The organism is Pseudomonas cistanchae (assembly GCF_054483635.1).
Genome location: NZ_JBTLWN010000002.1, coordinates 58098 through 76311, shown reverse-complemented (window position 1 = coordinate 76311; position 18214 = coordinate 58098). Strand labels below are relative to the sequence as shown.

Below are 18214 nucleotides of genomic sequence, written 5' to 3'. Positions count from 1 at the left end.
TAGCGACCGAGACCATGACTGCAGACACCGCTCTGTTTATTCCGCCGTACAAGGCTGACGACCAAGATGTCGTCGTTGAGCTCAATTCCCGCTTTGGCGCCGAAAGCTTTACCGCGCAAGCCACCCGCACGGGCATGCCGGTAATCTGGGTCGCCCGGGAAAAGCTGATCGAAGTGCTCACCTTCCTGCGCAACCTGCCGCGCCCCTTCGTCATGCTGTACGACCTGCACGGTGTCGACGAGCGCTTGCGCACCCAGCGCCGCGGCCTGCCTGATGCCGATTTCACGGTGTTCTATCACCTGATGTCGATCGAGCGTAACAGCGACGTGATGATCAAGGTCGCCCTCAACGAGCGTGACCTGAGCCTGCCCACCGTCACCGGCATCTGGCCGAACGCTAACTGGTACGAGCGCGAAGTCTGGGACCTGTACGGCATCACCTTCCAGGGTCACCCGCACCTGACCCGCATCATGATGCCGCCCACCTGGGAAGGTCATCCCTTGCGCAAGGACTATCCGGCCCGCGCCACCGAATTCGACCCGTTCAGCCTGAACCTGGCCAAGCAGCAACTCGAGGAAGAAGCCGCGCGCTTCAACCCGGAAGATTGGGGCATGAAGCGCGGCAGCGAGCACGAGGACTACATGTTCCTCAACCTCGGCCCGAACCACCCATCTGCCCACGGCGCCTTTCGTATTGTCCTGCAGCTGGACGGCGAGGAGATCGTCGATTGCGTGCCGGAAGTCGGCTACCACCACCGCGGCGCCGAGAAAATGGCCGAGCGCCAGTCCTGGCACAGTTTCATTCCCTATACCGACCGTATCGACTACCTCGGCGGGGTAATGAACAACCTGCCGTACGTGCTCGCCGTCGAGAAACTGGCCGGCATCAAGGTGCCGCAGAAGGTCGACGTCATCCGCGTCATGATGGCCGAGTTCTTCCGCATCACCAGCCACCTGCTGTTCCTCGGCACCTATATTCAGGACGTCGGCGCGATGACCCCGGTGTTCTTCACCTTCACCGACCGCCAGCGCGCGTACAAGGTGATCGAGGCCATTACCGGTTTTCGTCTGCATCCGGCCTGGTACCGCATCGGTGGCGTTGCCCATGACCTGCCGCGCGGCTGGGACGGCCTGGTCAAGGAATTCGTCGACTGGCTGCCCAAGCGTCTCGACGAGTATGAAAAAGCGGCGCTGAAGAACAGCATTCTCAAAGGCCGGACCATTGGCGTGGCGCAGTACAACACCAAGGAAGCGCTCGAATGGGGCGTCACCGGTGCGGGCCTGCGCTCCACCGGTCTCGATTTCGACCTGCGCAAGGCGCGTCCGTATTCGGGCTATGAGAACTTCGAGTTCGACGTACCGCTGGCGCACAACGGCGATGCCTATGACCGCTGCATGGTTCGCGTCGAGGAGATGCGCCAGAGCATCAGGATCATCGACCAGTGCATGCGCAACATGCCGGAGGGCCCGTACAAGGCGGATCATCCGCTGACCACGCCGCCGCCGAAAGAGCGCACGCTGCAGCACATCGAGACCCTGATCACTCACTTCCTGCAAGTTTCCTGGGGGCCGGTGATGCCGGCCAACGAGAGCTTCCAGATGATCGAAGCGACCAAGGGCATCAACAGCTACTACCTGACGAGCGACGGCAGCACCATGAGCTACCGCACCCGCATCCGTACCCCGAGTTTCCCGCACCTGCAGCAGATCCCTTCGGTGATCCGCGGCAGCATGGTCGCCGACCTGATTGCGTACCTGGGCAGTATCGACTTCGTTATGGCCGACGTGGACCGCTGATATGAGCCAGACAACCAATAGCAGCACGCTTATCCAGAGTGACCGTTTCACGCTCAGCGAAACCGAGCGCTCGGCCATCGAGCACGAAATGCATCATTATGAAGACCCCCGGGCAGCGAGCATCGAAGCCCTGAAAATCGTGCAGAAGGCGCGCGGCTGGGTGCCGGACGGCGCCGCCGATGCCATCGGTGCAGTTCTCGGCATCCCGGCCAGCGACGTCGAAGGGGTCGCAACCTTCTATAGCCAAATTTTCCGCCAGCCAGTGGGGCGTCACATCATTCGCGTCTGCGACAGCATGACCTGCTTTATCGGCGGTCATGAGTCCGTGGTGGCATCGATCCAGCAGCAACTGGGGATCGGCCTTGGGCAGACCAGCACGGACGGCCGCTTCACCCTGCTACCGGTCTGCTGCCTGGGCAACTGCGACAAGGCGCCGGCGGTGATGATCGACGATGACACCTTTGGCGATGTCCAGCCGGACAACGTCGCGCAACTGCTGGAGGCCTACTCATGAGGAGTTCGACGGTCGCTCTGACCTCCATAGGCCCGGCCAACCGTATCGCGCGCAGCGAGGAAACCCATCCGCTGACCTGGCGCCTGCGCGACGACGCGCAACCGGTATGGCTCGACGAATATCAGCAGAAGAATGGCTACACCGCAGCGCGCAAGGCCCTGGGCGAAATGACCCAGGCCGATATCGTGCAAACCGTCAAGGATTCCGGCCTCAAGGGCCGGGGCGGCGCCGGCTTCCCCACCGGCGTGAAGTGGGGCCTGATGCCCACCGACGAATCCATGAACATCCGCTACCTGCTGTGCAACGCGGATGAAATGGAGCCCAACACCTGGAAAGACCGCATGCTGATGGAGCAGCTGCCGCACCTGCTGATCGAAGGCATGTTGATCAGCGCACGGGCACTAAAGGCCTACCGCGGCTACATCTTCCTGCGTGGCGAGTATGTCGACGCGGCGCGCAACCTCAACCGCGCGGTCGACGAAGCCAAGGCCGCCGGCCTGCTTGGCAAGAACATCCTCGGCAGCGGTTTCGACTTCGAACTGTTCGTCCACACCGGCGCCGGCCGTTATATCTGCGGTGAAGAAACCGCGTTGATCAACTCCCTGGAAGGTCGCCGCGCCAACCCGCGCGCCAAGCCGCCCTTCCCTGCGGCAGTCGGCGTCTGGGGCAAACCGACCTGCGTCAACAACGTGGAAACCCTGTGCAACGTGCCGGCCATCGTCGGCCAGGGCGTCGACTGGTACAAATCCCTCGCCCAACCGGGCAGCGAAGACCACGGCACCAAGCTGATGGGCTTCTCCGGCAAGGTGAAAAACCCAGGGCTGTGGGAATTGCCGTTCGGCATCAGCGCCCGCGAGCTGTTCGAAGACTACGCCGGGGGCATGCGCGACGGCTTCACCCTCAAGTGCTGGCAACCGGGCGGCGCCGGCACCGGCTTCCTGCTGCCCGAACACCTTGATGCGCAAATGTATGCCGCCGGCATTGCCAAGGTCGGCACGCGCATGGGCACCGGGCTGGCCATGGCGGTAGACAACTCGGTAAATATGGTCTCGCTGTTGCGCAACATGGAAGAGTTCTTCGCCCGTGAATCCTGCGGCTGGTGCACACCGTGTCGCGATGGTTTGCCGTGGAGCGTGAAGATCCTTCGCGCCCTCGAGCGTGGCCAGGGCACCCGCGAAGACATCGAGACCCTGCTCGGCCTGGTGAACTTCCTGGGCCCAGGCAAAACCTTTTGCGCCCACGCACCGGGTGCGGTCGAGCCGCTGGGCAGTGCCATCAAGTATTTCCGCGACGAATTCGAGGCAGGCGTTGCCCAGCAGACGCCGCCGCTAACGACGGGCCAATTCGTGCCCGCGTAATGATCAGCGCCACGGCGGCCACTCACCTGGCCCCGCGGCACAACCGTTTTCCATTAGCCAAGCCTGCTTCGGCAGGTAAAGAAGACCCTCAACCATGGCCACTATCCACGTAGACGGCAAAGACCTTGAAGTCGATGGTGCAGACAACCTCTTGCAGGCCTGTCTGTCCCTCGGACTCGACATCCCCTACTTCTGCTGGCACCCGGCGCTCGGTAGCGTCGGCGCCTGCCGCCAGTGCGCGGTCAAGCAGTACACCGACGAGAACGACACCCGCGGTCGCCTGGTGATGTCGTGCATGACGCCCGCCACCGACAACACCTGGATTTCCATCGATGACGAGGAAGCCAAGCAGTTTCGCGCCAGCGTCGTCGAATGGCTGATGACCAACCACCCGCACGACTGCCCGGTGTGCGAGGAAGGCGGCCATTGTCACCTGCAGGACATGACCGTGATGACCGGTCATAACACCCGCCGCTACCGCTTTAGCAAGCGCACCCACCAGAACCAGGAACTTGGCCCATTCATCGCCCACGAGATGAACCGCTGCATCGCCTGTTATCGCTGCGTGCGCTACTACAAGGACTATGCCGGCGGCACCGACCTCGGCGTATTCGGCGCCCATGACAACGTCTACTTCGGCCGCGTCGAAGACGGCACCCTGGAAAGCGAGTTTTCCGGCAACCTGGTCGAGGTCTGCCCGACCGGCGTGTTTACCGACAAGACCCACTCCGAGCGTTACAACCGCAAGTGGGACATGCAGTTCTCGCCGAGCATCTGCCACGGCTGTTCGAGCGGCTGTAACACCAGCCCCGGTGAGCGCTATGGCGAGATCCGGCGCATCGAGAACCGGTTCAACGGCGACGTGAACCAGTATTTCCTCTGCGATCGCGGCCGCTTCGGTTACGGCTACGTCAACCGCGACGACCGCCCACGCCAGCCGGTGATGATGCTGAGCAAGATGACCATGGGCATCGACTCGGCACTCGACCAGGCCGCCGCCTTGCTGAAAAACCGTACGGTCATCGGCATCGGCTCGCCGCGCGCCAGCCTGGAAAGCAACTTCGCCCTGCGCGAACTGGTAGGCCGCGAGCACTTCTATTCCGGAGTCGAGGCCAACGAGCAGGACAACCTGCACCTGATTCGCGACCTGCTGTTGAACGGCCCGCTGCCGGTTCCGACCTTGCGCGAGGTGGAAAACCACGACGCGGTGTTCGTGCTCGGCGAGGACCTGACCCAGACCGCTGCACGTCTGGCACTGGCCCTGCGCCAGGCGGTGAAAGGCAAAGCCACTGAAATGGCCGCCGCCATGCGCATTCAGGAATGGCATATCGCCGCGGTGCAGAACGTTGCTCAGGTCGCGCTCAATCCGCTGTTCATCGCCAGCGTTACCGCCACGCGCCTGGATGACATCGCTGAGCAGTGCGTACACGCCGCGCCGGATGACCTGGCGCGTATCGGCTTCGCCGTCGCCCACGCCATCGACCCGAGCGCGCCGGCCGTAACCGGCCTGGAGCCGGAAGCCGCCGAGCTGGTAAAGCGTATCGCCGACGCCTTGCTGGCCGCCAAACGCCCGCTGATCGTTTCCGGTGCGTCGCTCGGCAGCCAGGCGCTGATCGAAGCCGCGGGCAACATCGCCAGCGCACTGAAGAATCGCGAGAAGAATGGCTCCATCAGTCTGGTCGTGCCCGAAGCCAACAGCATGGGTCTTGCCCTGCTGATGGCCGATGACTTCGCCGGCAAATCCCTTGACGCTGCGCTGGATGCGCTCAGCTCCGGCCAGGCCGATGCGCTGCTGGTATTGGAAAACGACCTGTACCGCCGCGCCGACGCCGCCAAGGTCGATGCCGCGCTGGCCGCCGCCAAGGTGGTGATTGTTGCCGATCACCAGGCAACCGCCACCACAGCCAAGGCTCATCTGCTGTTGCCGGTCGCCAGTTTCGCCGAAGGCGACGGCACCCTGGTCAGCCTCGAGGGCCGCGCCCAGCGCTTCTTCCAGGTGTTCGAACCGTCCTACTACGATGCCTCGATTCTGATCCGCGAAGGCTGGCGCTGGCTGCACGCCCTGCACAGCACGCTGCTCGGCAAGCCGGTCGACTGGACTCAGCTAGATGAAGTGACCGCCGCCTGTGCGACCAGCAACCCACTGCTCGCTGGCATTCGCGAAGCGGCGCCATCGGCCTCGTTCCGCATCAAGGGCATGAAGTTGGCCCGCGAACCGCACCGCTATAGCGGCCGTACCTCGATGCGCGCAAACATCAGCGTGCACGAGCCGCGCCAGCCGCAGGACAAGGACTCGGCCTTTGCCTTCTCCATGGAAGGCTATTCGGGCAGCAAGGAAGACCGCCAGCAGATCCCTTTCGCCTGGTCGCCAGGCTGGAACTCGCCGCAGGCCTGGAATAAGTTCCAGGACGAAGTTGGCGGTCATCTGCGCGCGGGCGATCCGGGCGTACGCCTGATCGAAGCCAAAGGCCAACCGCTGCCGTGGTTCACCCCGAACAGCCCGTTCAGCCCGGCCGCCGGTACCTGGCGGATCGTGGCGCTGCATCAGCTGTTCGGCAGCGAAGAAACATCCGCCCGCGCGACGCCGATTCAGGAGCGCATGGGCCAGCCCTATGTAGCCATGGCACCGCTTGAGGCCGAACGCCTGGGTGTCAGCGACGGCGCGCTGCTTGCGGTCAATGTGAATGGTCAGGTGCTGCGTCTGCCATTGAGCGTGCGCGACGAGCTGGCAGTCGGCTTGATCGGCTTGCCCATAGGCCTGCCGGGCATTCCGCCGCTAGTCGGCGGAGCGTTGGCCACCTCGATCGAGGGGGCAGCGCAATGAGTTGGCTGACTCCTGAAATGAGCGAAATCCTCATCGCCGTGATGAAGGCCATCGTCATCCTCCTGGCGGTGGTGATTACCGGCGCGCTGCTCAGCTTCGTCGAGCGTCGTCTGCTCGGCTGGTGGCAGGACCGTTATGGCCCTAACCGGGTCGGGCCGTTCGGCATGTTCCAGATCGCTGCGGACATGCTGAAGATGTTCTTCAAGGAAGACTGGACGCCGCCGTTCGCCGACAAGGTGATCTTCATCCTGGCGCCGATCATCGCCATGAGCGCCATGCTTCTGGCCTTCGCGATCATTCCAGTCACCCCGACCTGGGGCGTTGCGGACCTGAATATCGGCATCTTGTTCTTCTTCGCCATGGCGGGCTTGTCGGTGTACGCCGTGCTGTTCGCCGGTTGGGCGAGTAACAACAAGTTCGCCTTGCTTGGCAGCCTGCGCGCTACCGCCCAGACCATCTCCTACGAGGTGTTCCTGGCACTGGCGCTGATGGGCATCGTCGCGCAGGTCGGCTCGTTCAACATGCGCGACATCGTCGATTACCAGGCGGAAAACCTGTGGTTCATCATTCCGCAGTTCTTCGGCTTCTGTACCTTCTTCATCGCGGGCGTGGCGGTCACTCACCGTCACCCCTTCGACCAGCCGGAAGCCGAACAGGAGCTCGCCGACGGTTATCACATCGAATACGCCGGGATGAAATGGGGCATGTTCTTCGTCGGTGAATACATTGGCATCGTGACCATTTCGGCGCTGCTGGTGACGCTGTTCTTCGGCGGCTGGCACGGCCCGTTCGGCCTCCTGCCGCAACTCCCATTCATCTGGTTCGCTCTGAAAATCTGCTTCTTCATCATGATCTTCATCCTGCTGCGCGCTTCCATTCCGCGCCCACGGTATGACCAGGTCATGGCGTTCAGCTGGAAGTTCTGCCTACCGCTGACTCTGATCAACCTGCTGGTGACCGGCGCACTCGTGCTGGCCGCGGCCCAGTAAGGAGAAACCCATGTTCAGATACATCAAGGACGTCGTGATCGGCACCTACACCCAGCTGCGCAGCCTGGCGATGGTGTTCTCCCACGGTTTCCGCAAGCGCGATACCCTGCAATATCCGGAAGAAGCGGTCTATCTGCCACCGCGTTACCGTGGCCGCATCGTGCTGACCCGCGACCCGGACGGCGAAGAACGCTGCGTGGCCTGCAACCTGTGCGCCGTGGCCTGCCCGGTTGGCTGCATTTCGCTGCAGAAAGCCGAGACCGCGGACGGTCGCTGGTACCCGGATTTCTTCCGCATCAATTTTTCGCGCTGCATCTTCTGCGGGCTGTGTGAGGAAGCCTGCCCGACTACCGCGATCCAGCTCACGCCGGATTTCGAAATGGGCGAGTTCAAGCGCCAGGACCTGGTCTACGAGAAGGAAGACCTGCTGATCTCCGGCCCTGGCAAAAACCCCGACTACAACTTCTACCGCGTCGCCGGCATGGCCATTGCCGGCAAACCGAAAGGGGCCGCGCAGAACGAGGCCGAGCCGATCAACGTTAAAGGGCTGCTGCCGTAAGGAGAGGTTCCGTGGAATTCGCTTTCTATTTCGCCGCAGGCATCGCCGTCATGGCCACCCTGCGGGTGGTGACCGGCACCAACCCGGTGCACGCCCTGCTCTACCTGATCATCTCGCTGCTGGCGGTTTCCATGGTGTTTTTCAGCCTGGGCGCGCCCTTCGCCGGCGCCTTGGAAATCATCGTTTACGCCGGTGCGATCATGGTGCTGTTCGTGTTCGTGGTGATGATGCTCAACCTCGGCCCGGCTGCGGTCGAGCAGGAAAAGAAATGGCTGACGCCCGGCATCTGGTTCGGCCCGGCGCTGCTGTCCGCGCTGTTACTCGGGCAGTTGCTCTACGTGCTCTTCGCCAACCCGAGCGGCGCGGGCATCGGCCACACCACGGTTGACGCCAAAGCGGTCGGCATCAGCCTGTTCGGCCCTTATCTGCTGGTAGTCGAACTGGCCTCGATGCTGTTGCTCGCCGCGCTGGTGGCCGCCTACCACCTAGGTCGCCAGGAAGCCAAGGAGGTCAAACCATGACCGGTATTCCAATGGAGCACGGCCTGACCCTGGCCGCCGTGCTGTTCAGCCTGGGGCTGGTTGGCCTGATGGTGCGCCGCAACATCCTGTTCGTCTTGATGAGCCTGGAAGTGATGATGAATGCCGCTGCGCTGGCATTCGTCGTCGCAGGCGCGCGCTGGGCACAGGCTGATGGTCAGATCATGTTCATTCTGGTGATCACCCTGGCCGCAGCCGAAGCCAGCATCGGTCTGGCGATCCTGCTGCAGCTGTACCGCCGTTTCAACACCCTCGATATCGACGCAGCCAGCGAGATGCGCGGATGAATCTTCTATTTCTGACCTTCCTCTTTCCGCTGCTCGGCTGGTTCATCCTGGCCTTCTCGCGCGGACGTTTCACAGAAACCACGGCGGCGATCATCGGCGTCGGCTCGGTCGGCCTGTCCGCCCTGACGGCGGCCTGGATCATCTGGCAGTTCAACGTCGCCCCGCCGCCGGGCGGCGTCTACACCCAGCTGCTCTGGCAGTGGATGAGCGTCGACGGTTTTGCCCCAAGCTTCACCCTGTACCTGGACGGCCTGTCGCTGACCATGCTCGGCGTAGTCACCGGAGTGGGCTTCCTAATCCATTTGTTCGCGTCTTGGTACATGCGCGGCGAAGAGGGTTATTCGCGCTTCTTCGCCTACACCAACCTGTTCATTTTCAGCATGCTGCTGCTGGTACTCGGCGACAACCTGCTGTTCCTGTACTTCGGCTGGGAAGGTGTGGGCCTGTGCAGCTACCTGTTGATCGGCTTCTACTATAGCAACCCGAATAACGGTAACGCCGCGCTCAAGGCCTTCGTGGTCACCCGCATCGGCGACGTGTTCATGGCCATCGGCCTGTTCATCCTGTTCCTCAATCTCGGCACCCTGAACATTCAGGAGCTGTTGGTGCTGGCGCCGCAGAAATACGTGGCCGGCGATAGCTGGCTGTGGATCGCCACCCTGATGCTGCTCGGTGGCGCGGTCGGCAAATCCGCCCAGCTGCCGCTGCAGACCTGGCTGGCCGACGCCATGGCCGGCCCGACCCCGGTTTCCGCACTGATCCACGCGGCAACCATGGTCACCGCCGGCGTCTACCTGATCGCCCGCACCCACGGTCTGTTCATCCTCACCCCGGGGATTCTCGAGCTGGTCGGCATCGTTGGCGGCGTGACACTGGTGCTGGCCGGTTTCGCCGCGCTGGTGCAAACCGACATCAAGCGCATCCTCGCCTACTCGACCATGAGCCAGATCGGCTACATGTTCCTGGCGCTGGGTGTGGGCGCCTGGGACGCGGCGATCTTCCACCTGATGACCCATGCCTTCTTCAAGGCCTTGCTGTTCCTCGCTTCCGGTGCGGTGATCAATGCCTGCCACCACGAGCAGAACATCTTCAAGATGGGCGGCCTGTGGAAGAAGCTGCCGTTGGCTTACGCCAGCTTTATCGTCGGCGGCGCGGCGCTGGCCGCACTGCCGCTGATCACCGCCGGTTTCTATTCCAAGGACGAAATCCTCTGGGAAGCCTTTGCCAGTGGCCATCAGTGGTTGCTGTATGCCGGCCTGGCCGGGGCATTCCTGACCTCGATCTACACCTTCCGCCTGATCTTCATCGCCTTCCACGGCGAGCAGAAGACCGAGGCCCATGCCGGCCATGGCGTCGCCCACTGGCTGCCATTGTCGGTGCTGATCCTGCTCTCCACCTTCATCGGGGCGTTGATTACTCCGCCGCTGGCCGGCGTGTTGCCGCAGAGCGTCGGTCATGCTGGCGGCGACGCCAAGCACAGCCTGGAAATTGCCTCGGGCGCCATCGCCATCGCCGGCATTCTGCTTGCCGCGCTGCTGTTCCTCGGCCAGCGCCGGGTTGTCAGTGCCGTGGCCCAGAGCGGCATTGGTCGGTTCCTCGGCGCCTGGTGGTTTGCTGCGTGGGGCTTCGATTGGCTGTACGACAAGCTGTTCGTCAAACCGTATTTGCTGGCGTGCCGCCTGCTCGGGCATGACCCGATCGATGGCAGCATCGGCGTCATCCCGCGTCTGGCGCGTGGCGGACACGGCCTGCTGAGCCGCAGTGAAACCGGACAACTGCGCTGGTACGCGGTATCGCTCGTTGGCGGCGCCGTGCTGGTGCTCGCCGCCGTCCTGCTGGCCTGATCGACTATGCCTATTTTGCGAAAGGAACCCCGCCCATCATGATTCTGCCTTGGCTAATCCTGATCCCTTTTATCGGCGGCCTGCTGTGCTGGCTCGCCGAGCGTTTCGGCAATACCTTGCCGCGCTGGATCGCGCTACTGACCATGACCCTGCTGTTCGGCCTGGGCCTGTGGCTCTGGGCCAGCGCCGACTTCAGCCTGGCCCCCGCGCCTGATGCCGATCCGGCCTGGGCGGCGGAATTCCAGGTGCCGTGGATCGAACGCTTCGGCATCAGCGTGCACCTGGCGCTCGACGGCCTCTCGGTGTTGATGATCACCCTCACCGGCCTGCTCGGCGTACTGTCGGTGCTCTGCTCGTGGAACGAGATCCAGAACCGCGTCGGTTTCTTCCACCTCAACCTGATGTGGATTCTCGGCGGCGTGGTCGGGGTGTTTCTGGCCATCGACCTGTTTCTGTTCTTCTTCTTCTGGGAAATGATGCTGGTGCCGATGTATTTCCTCATCGCGCTCTGGGGTCACAGCGGCAGCGCCGGCAAGACCCGCATCACCGCCGCCACCAAGTTCTTCATTTACACCCAGGCCAGCGGCCTGATCATGCTGGTGGCGATCCTGGCGCTGGTGTTCGTGCACTTCAACCAGACCGGCGTGCTGACGTTCAACTACGCCGACCTGCTGCGTACCGAACTCGCACCTGGCACCGAATACCTGCTGATGCTGGGTTTCTTCATCGCCTTTGCGGTGAAGTTTCCGGTGGTGCCGTTCCATTCCTGGCTGCCGGATGCCCACGCTCAGGCGCCAACCGCCGGCTCGGTGGACCTGGCCGGTATCCTGTTGAAAACCGCCGCCTATGGCTTGATGCGCTTCGCCCTGCCGCTGTTCCCCAATGCGTCGGCGGAGTTCGCGCCGATTGCCATGGGCCTGGGGGTGTTCGCCATTCTCTATGGCGCGTTGCTGTCATTCGCCCAGACCGATATCAAGCGCCTGGTCGCCTACTCCAGCGTGTCGCACATGGGCTTCGTGCTGATCGCGATCTACTCCGGCAGCCAGATCGCCCTGCAGGGCGCGGTGGTGCAGATGCTTGCCCACGGTCTGTCGGCGGCTGCGCTGTTCATCCTCTGCGGTCAACTGTACGAGCGCCTGCACACCCGCGACATGCGCGAGATGGGCGGTATTTGGGCGCGTTTACCCTGGCTGCCCGCGCTCAGCCTGTTCTTCGCCGCGGCGGCGCTGGGCCTGCCGGGTACCGGGAACTTCGTCGGCGAGTTCCTGATTCTGATCGGCAGCTTCCCGGCAGCGCCCTGGATCACCGTCATCGCCACCAGCGGTCTGGTATTCGGCTCGGTCTATTCGCTGATCATGATCCACCGCGCCTATTTCGGCCCGGTGAAATCCGAAGAACCGCTGTTCGCGCTGAAAGCCCGTGAGTTGGGCATGGTGCTGCTGCTGGCGGTGCTGCTGATTCTGCTCGGCATTTATCCGCAGCCGGTGCTCGATACCTCCGCCGCCAGCATGCAAGGCGTGCAGCAGTGGATGAGCGGCGCCCTCAATCAACTCGCCCGGCCCGGTAGCCTGTAAAGGAAAGCAGCGATATGCAATTTACTGTTCAACACTTCATCGCTCTGCTGCCGTTGCTGGTCACCAGTGCCACGGTCATCGTGGTGATGCTGGCGATCGCCTGGAAGCGCAATCACACCCTCACCTTCGTGCTCTCGGTGTTGGGGCTCAACCTGGCCCTGCTGTCGATCATTCCGGCGATCAAGGTCACGCCGCTGCAGGTCACGCCGCTATTGCTGATCGACAACTTCGCCTTCTACTACATGGCGATGGTGCTTGCCGCCACCTTGGCGTGTGTGACGCTGACCCATGCTTACCTGGGTGAAGCGACTGTCAGCAGCGGCGAAACCTCGAAGGCGGGCTACCCCGGCAACCGCGAGGAGATGTACCTGCTGATGCTGCTGTCGGCGACGGGCGGCCTGGTGCTGGTCAGCGCTCAGCACCTGGCCGGCCTGTTCATCGGCCTGGAACTGCTGTCGGTGCCGGTGTACGGCATGGTCGCCTACGCCTTCTTCAACAAGCGTTCGCTGGAAGCCGGGATCAAGTACATGGTGCTGTCGGCCGCGGGCAGTGCATTCCTGCTGTTTGGCATGGCGCTGCTGTATGCCGAATCGGGCAGCCTGAGCTTTGCCGGAATCGGCGCCAGCCTGGCGACTGGGGGCAGCGGCCTTTTGGTGCAGATTGGCATCGGCATGATGTTGATCGGCCTGGCCTTCAAGCTGTCGCTGGTGCCCTTCCACCTGTGGACACCAGACGTCTACGAAGGCGCGCCTGCACCGGTGGCGGCATTCCTCGCCACCGCCAGCAAGGTTGCGGTGTTTGCGGTGCTGCTGCGGCTTTATCAACTGTCGCCGGCGACCGCGGGCGGTTGGCTGAACGACCTGCTGACAGTCATCGCGATTGCCTCGATTCTGTTCGGCAACCTGTTGGCCTTGTTGCAAAGCAACCTCAAGCGCCTGCTCGGTTATTCATCGATCGCGCATTTCGGCTACCTGCTGGTGGCACTGATCGCCAGCAAGGGGCTGGCTGTCGAGGCGGTTGGCGTGTACCTGGCCACCTATGTGCTGACCAGCCTCGGCGCGTTCGGCGTGGTGACGCTGATGTCCACGCCTTACAACGGCCGCGACGCCGACGCACTCTACGAGTACCGGGGCCTGTTCTGGCGCCGCCCTTATCTGACGGCCGTTCTGACCGTGATGATGCTGTCGCTGGCGGGAATCCCGCTGACCGCCGGTTTTATCGGCAAGTTCTATGTGGTGGCCGCAGGCGTGCAGGCCCAGCTCTGGTGGTTGCTCGGCGCGCTGGTACTCGGCAGCGCCATCGCCGTGTTCTATTACCTGCGGGTCGTGGTGACGCTGTTCCTCAACGAACCCAACCTGCGCCGTCACGATGCGCCCTTCAACTGGGGGCAGCGTGCGGGCGGCATCATGTTGCTGGTAGTCGCTCTGCTCGCGTTCTTCCTCGGCGTCTATCCGCAGCCGCTGCTGGATATTGTGCAACAGGCCGGGCTGGCCAGCCTCGTTCGATAGAAACCCATGCATAAAGAAACCGGCTCTCGCCGGTTTTTTTATGGCTGCGCTCAGGGCAGCTGGATGGTTTTCTTGCTGCTGAACAGGTTCCAGCTAGAGATGAACAGGGCCGCAATCAGCGGGCCGATGACAAAGCCGTTGAGGCCGAACAAGGCAATCCCGCCGAGGGTCGAGATCAGCACCAGATAGTCCGGCATGCGCGTGTCTTTGCCGACCAGAATGGGGCGCAGGATGTTATCGACCAGACCGATTACCAGGACGCCGAACAGGATCAAGGTGACGCCCTGCCAAACGTAGCCGCTGAGCAGCAGATAGAGCGCCACGGGTGCCCAGATGATGCCGGCACCGATTGCCGGCAGCAGCGACAGGAACGCCATCATCACGCCCCAGAGCAAGGCGCTGGGGATATCGAGCGCCCAGAAGATCAGCCCGCCAAGCGCCCCTTGCACCGCCGCGACGACGATATTGCCTTTGACCGTGGCGCGCACCACACGGGTGAATTTGATCTGCAGCCTGCGTTTTTGCGTATCGCCCAACGGCACCGCCATGCGCACCTGACGCGTCAGCGCCTGGCCGTCACGCAGGAAAAAGAACAGCAGGTAGAGCATCACGAAGAAGCCAATGACGAACTCGAACGTACCCTGGCCGATGGCGAACAGCCGCGTCGCGAGAAACTGACTGCCGGCCATTGCCGCGGCCGATATGCGATCACGCAGCCCATCGTTGCTGCCCAGGCCGATGCGGTCCAAATGGCGCTGCACGGCATACGGCAGCATCTCGCGCAGTTGCGCAACATAAGCGCCGACATCCAGCTCACCCGATTCGATGCGCTTGTACAGCGTGGAGCCCTCTTCCACCAGCATGCCGGTAATGGCGATCATTGGCAGAATGGCCACCACCATGCACACGCCCAGGGTAATCAGCGCGGACAGGTTGCCACGTCCGCCTAACCGTGGCGCCAGACGGCGTTGTACCGGGTTGAACACCACGGCGAGCACCACCGCCCAGAACACTGCGCCGTAGAACGGCAGGAGGATCCAGCCGAATGCCACGGTGACGATGACGAGCAGCAACAGAAAGGTTTTGTATTCGAGCGAGGCCGAGGGCATGGGTAAACCGCGAGTTAAGGAAGACTGTGCTGTTTAGTCTGCTTTTCCCCTCAACAAGTGCCTGCTGTTTTCGCTTCGCCAGGCGGCGTCACCGCAAAACGACAAAGGCGCCGAAGCGCCTTTCCAGAGGCTGCGCGTCAATCTGCGCAACCCATTGAGCCGCGCGCCAGCAGGTGGCGCGCGGCGCCGTTCAGATCCTGAACTGCCGCACCAGGGCCCCCAGGCGCTCACCCAGTTGAGCGAGGCTGCGCGTGGTTTGCGCACTCTGCTTGGTTTCATCCGCCACGCTGTCCACCGCCACGGCAATTTGATGGACGCTGCGATTGATTTCTTCCGCCACCGCGGTCTGTTCCTCTGCGGCGCTGGCGATCTGGGCGTTCATGGCATTGATAGTGGCGATCAGTTGAGCGATGGCATCCAGCGAGGCGCCGGCCTTGTTAGCCTGCTCGCTGGTTTGCTCGCCGGCGTCGCTCGACTGGCGCATCGCACTTACCGCCGCATTGGTGCCCTTTTGCAGGCGGTCGATCATGCCCTGGATTTCCTGGGTGCTCTGCTGGGTTCGACTGGCCAGCGCACGCACCTCGTCGGCCACTACCGCGAAGCCGCGGCCTGCTTCGCCGGCGCGGGCCGCTTCGATCGCCGCGTTCAGTGCGAGCAGGTTGGTCTGCTCGGCAATCGAGCGAATCACGTCCAGTACGCTGACGATCGACAGTACATCCTGCTGCAGGCTATCCAGCGACAACCCACTGCCGCGAATATCCTGCACCAGCGTGTGGATGCGCTCGATGCTGCCATCCACCACCCGCTTGGCGGCCTGGCCTTCGGTATCGGTTTTCTGCGCTGCTTCGGCCGCGCCCTGGGCGCTTTGCGCCACTTCCTGAGCGGCCGCCGACATTTCGTTGATCGCCGTGGCAACCTGATCGGTCTCATGCCGCTGACGCTCCATGGCCTGCTCGGAGCGCTGCGCCTGGGCCGACACTTCGCCGACCAGCCCGGACAGCTGGCCGGTCATCTCGACGATCTGCCCGACCAGGGTGTGAATCTTCTCGACAAAGCGGTTGAACGAGCCAGCGAGCTGGCCCAGTTCGTCATTGCCGCTGACCGGCAGGCGGCGGGTCAGGTCGCCCTCGCCCGCGGCGATGTCATCCAGGTTGTCTTTGATCTGCTGCAACGGCCGCAGGAAGGTGTTGGCGAGGACCACCCCGACGACGCCGAAAATGGCCAGCAGAACCCCGGCAATGATCAGGATGCTGGTAATAATGGTGCCGATGCGCTGATCGATCTCGGCCTGCACATTGGCCACCGCCGCCTCAACGCCGTCGAGGTTGACCGCAGTCCCCACGGCCATATCCCACTTCGGCAGGTAATAGCTGTACGCCAGCTTGGGCACCAGCACCGAGTCATCGGTCGGCAATGGCGACGAATAATTCACGTAATAGGTGTTGTTCTTGGCGACGTTGACCAGCTCGCGGTTGATGTAGACACCATTCGGGTCTCGGCGGTCCGCCAGGCTTTTGCCGACATCGACCGGGCTTGAGCTGCGAAACAGCCGCACGACATTCGAGTCGTGGCCGAAGAAATAACCGTCTTTGCCGAACTTGATCTTCGACAGAATGGCGATGGCCTGTTCGCGGCTGGCCATGTCGCCGGCACTCGCCTCGTCATACAGGCCCTGCACCGCGCCCAGGGCAATTTGCATGTAGCTCTCAAGCTCTGCGCGTTTTTGCTCGATCAAGCGCTCGCGGGTTTCCGCGATTTCCTCGGCGGCCAGGTTCTGCAGGACTTTGGCGGCGGCGCCACTGAGCACGACAGCGAACAGGATGACCGGAACCAGGGCAAGCAGAACCACCTTCGACTTCAATGTCAGGCGCATTGTTGTTTTCCTCATAGGCCAAACAAAACGGGGCTACCCATGTATCGGCAGCCCCGGCAAAGCTAAAACGACTTTTTGGCAGGAAAATTTATCGCCTGCGGCTGCCCTGCCTTACAGGACCATAGCAGCCAGCCACCCGAACGCCAGCAGCGGCAGGTTGTAGTGCAGGAAGGTCGGTACCACGCTGTCCCATACATGGTTGTGCTGGCCATCGACGTTCAGCCCGGAGGTTGGGCCCAGGGTCGAATCGGACGCTGGCGACCCGGCATCGCCCAGGGCGCCTGCGGTACCCACCAGGCAGACGATTGCCATCGGGCTGAAGCCCAGCTGCAGGCCCAGCGGCACGAAGATCACCGCGATGATCGGCACGGTCGAAAACGACGAACCGATACCCATGGTCACCAACAGGCCGACCAGGAGCATCAGCAGCGCGCCTGCGGCTTTGTCGTGGCCGATCAATTCGGCCGAACCGTCGACCAGGGTCTTGATCTCGCCAGTGGCTTGCATCACCTCGGCGAACCCGGCGGCGGCGATCATGATGAAACCGATCATCGCCATCATCTTCATGCCTTCGGTAAACAGCCCGTCCGCTTCCTTCCAGCGCACCACGCCGGATACCGAGAAGATCACGAACCCCAGCAGCGCCCCGATGATCATCGAGTCGAGCCACAGCTGAACGATAAACGCCGCGACGATGGCAACCCCCGCGATCAGCAGGCTCAGCGGGTTGTAGGTGCGAGTGGTGGCTTCGGCCTGCTCGATCCTGCTCAGGTCATAAACACGCTTCTTGCGGTAACTGAACAGCGCTACCGCCAGGCCGAACAGCATGCCCAGCGCGGGAATCGCCATGGCTTCGCTGACATTCACACCGCTGACGTCGACGCCGCCCTTGGCCACGTTGCCGAGCAGGATGTCATTCAGGAAGATGCCGCCAAACCCCACCGGCAGCAGCATGTACGGGGTGATCAGGCCGAATGTGAGCACGCAGGCGATCAGACGTCGGTCCAGTTGCAGCGTGCTCAATACGAACAGCAGCGGCGGCACCAGCAGCGGAATGAATGCGATGTGAATCGGCAGAATGTTCTGCGATGCCACCGCCACCGCAAGCAACAGGGCGATCAGCATCCACTTGAGCGTCGCACCGGTTCCACCCTGCTGCGCGCCGAGCAGCGCCAGCGCCCGGTCCGCCAAGGCATGGGCCAAGCCTGACTTGGCAATCGCTACGGCGAAGGCACCAAGCAGCGCATAGGACAACGCCACCTTGGCGCCACCGCCCAGGCCGTTATTGAACGCCTGCAGCGAGCCTTCGATGCCCAGACCGCCGAGCAGACCGCCAACCAGTGCCCCGACGATCAAGGCTACCACCACGTGCACGCGGCACAAACTGAGGATCAGCATGACGCCGACCGCCGCGATAACTGCATTCATTTCACTAACTCC

The 18214-nt window shown here is 62.7% G+C and carries 14 protein-coding genes and 1 pseudogene; 11 read left to right on the top strand and 4 right to left on the bottom strand.

Going from position 1 to position 18214, the window contains the following annotated elements; translation table 11 throughout:
• The first annotated feature begins 14 nt into the window (after positions 1 to 14).
• The 11 genes from nuoC to nuoN all read left to right on the top strand — a co-directional run bounded on the left by nuoC (position 15) and on the right by nuoN (position 13792).
• The gene (gene nuoC / locus ACX0MV_RS07275; RefSeq protein ID WP_458981834.1) at positions 15 to 1796 is read left to right on the top strand and encodes an NADH-quinone oxidoreductase subunit C/D; all 1782 of its coding nucleotides are present in this window, start codon (positions 15 to 17) and stop codon (positions 1794 to 1796) included.
• A 1-nt stretch (position 1797) separates the two neighbouring features.
• A complete protein-coding gene (nuoE, locus tag ACX0MV_RS07270; RefSeq protein WP_458981833.1) occupies positions 1798 to 2310 on the top strand; it encodes an NADH-quinone oxidoreductase subunit NuoE in 513 nt (170 codons plus the stop codon).
• Positions 2307 to 3668 (top strand): NADH-quinone oxidoreductase subunit NuoF, encoded by a 1362-nt coding sequence (nuoF, locus tag ACX0MV_RS07265; protein ID WP_458981832.1) that lies wholly within the window; start codon positions 2307 to 2309, stop codon positions 3666 to 3668. Before nuoE ends, nuoF begins: the two co-directional genes overlap by 4 nt.
• A gap of 94 nt (positions 3669 to 3762) precedes the next feature.
• Entirely contained in the window at positions 3763 to 6492 is a 2730-nt protein-coding gene (nuoG, locus tag ACX0MV_RS07260; protein WP_458981831.1) for an NADH-quinone oxidoreductase subunit NuoG, read from the top strand.
• Positions 6489 to 7481, top strand: coding sequence for an NADH-quinone oxidoreductase subunit NuoH (nuoH, locus tag ACX0MV_RS07255; protein ID WP_458981830.1), 993 nt, complete (start codon positions 6489 to 6491; stop codon positions 7479 to 7481). Before nuoG ends, nuoH begins: the two co-directional genes overlap by 4 nt.
• 10 nt (positions 7482 to 7491) lie before the next feature.
• A complete protein-coding gene (gene nuoI, locus ACX0MV_RS07250) occupies positions 7492 to 8040 on the top strand; it encodes an NADH-quinone oxidoreductase subunit NuoI (RefSeq protein WP_458981829.1) in 549 nt (182 codons plus the stop codon).
• An 11-nt stretch (positions 8041 to 8051) separates the two neighbouring features.
• Complete coding sequence (nuoJ, locus tag ACX0MV_RS07245) at positions 8052 to 8561, top strand: NADH-quinone oxidoreductase subunit J (protein WP_458981828.1); 510 nt, start codon at positions 8052 to 8054, stop codon at positions 8559 to 8561.
• A complete protein-coding gene (nuoK, locus tag ACX0MV_RS07240; RefSeq protein WP_458981827.1) occupies positions 8558 to 8866 on the top strand; it encodes an NADH-quinone oxidoreductase subunit NuoK in 309 nt (102 codons plus the stop codon). The genes nuoJ and nuoK overlap by 4 nt, the downstream gene beginning before the upstream one ends.
• Positions 8863 to 10710 (top strand): NADH-quinone oxidoreductase subunit L, encoded by a 1848-nt coding sequence (gene nuoL / locus ACX0MV_RS07235; RefSeq protein ID WP_458981826.1) that lies wholly within the window; start codon positions 8863 to 8865, stop codon positions 10708 to 10710. The genes nuoK and nuoL overlap by 4 nt, the downstream gene beginning before the upstream one ends.
• A 38-nt stretch (positions 10711 to 10748) precedes the next feature.
• Positions 10749 to 12284, top strand: a complete 1536-nt coding sequence (gene nuoM / locus ACX0MV_RS07230) for an NADH-quinone oxidoreductase subunit M (RefSeq protein ID WP_458981825.1) — start codon at positions 10749 to 10751, stop codon at positions 12282 to 12284.
• Between the two features lie 14 nt (positions 12285 to 12298).
• Entirely contained in the window at positions 12299 to 13792 is a 1494-nt protein-coding gene (gene nuoN, locus ACX0MV_RS07225; RefSeq protein WP_458981824.1) for an NADH-quinone oxidoreductase subunit NuoN, read from the top strand.
• Positions 13793 to 13842: 50 nt separating this feature from the next.
• On the opposite strand, the gene ACX0MV_RS07220 is transcribed toward nuoN, so the two are convergent.
• The 4 genes and pseudogenes from ACX0MV_RS07220 to ACX0MV_RS07205 all read right to left on the bottom strand — a co-directional run bounded on the left by ACX0MV_RS07220 (position 13843) and on the right by ACX0MV_RS07205 (position 18202).
• Entirely contained in the window at positions 13843 to 14901 is a 1059-nt protein-coding gene (locus ACX0MV_RS07220; RefSeq protein ID WP_458981823.1) for an AI-2E family transporter, read from the bottom strand.
• 190 nt (positions 14902 to 15091) lie between these two features.
• Positions 15092 to 16171, bottom strand: a complete 1080-nt coding sequence (locus ACX0MV_RS07215; RefSeq protein WP_458982335.1) for a methyl-accepting chemotaxis protein — start codon at positions 16169 to 16171, stop codon at positions 15092 to 15094.
• A gap of 78 nt (positions 16172 to 16249) precedes the next feature.
• A pseudogene (locus tag ACX0MV_RS07210) lies at positions 16250 to 16774 on the bottom strand (cache domain-containing protein); the annotation flags it as partial.
• A gap of 111 nt (positions 16775 to 16885) precedes the next feature.
• Positions 16886 to 18202: a Na+/H+ antiporter family protein gene (locus tag ACX0MV_RS07205; RefSeq protein WP_458981822.1), complete on the bottom strand. Its 1317-nt coding sequence runs from the start codon at positions 18200 to 18202 to the stop codon at positions 16886 to 16888.
• Positions 18203 to 18214 lie beyond the last annotated feature (12 nt).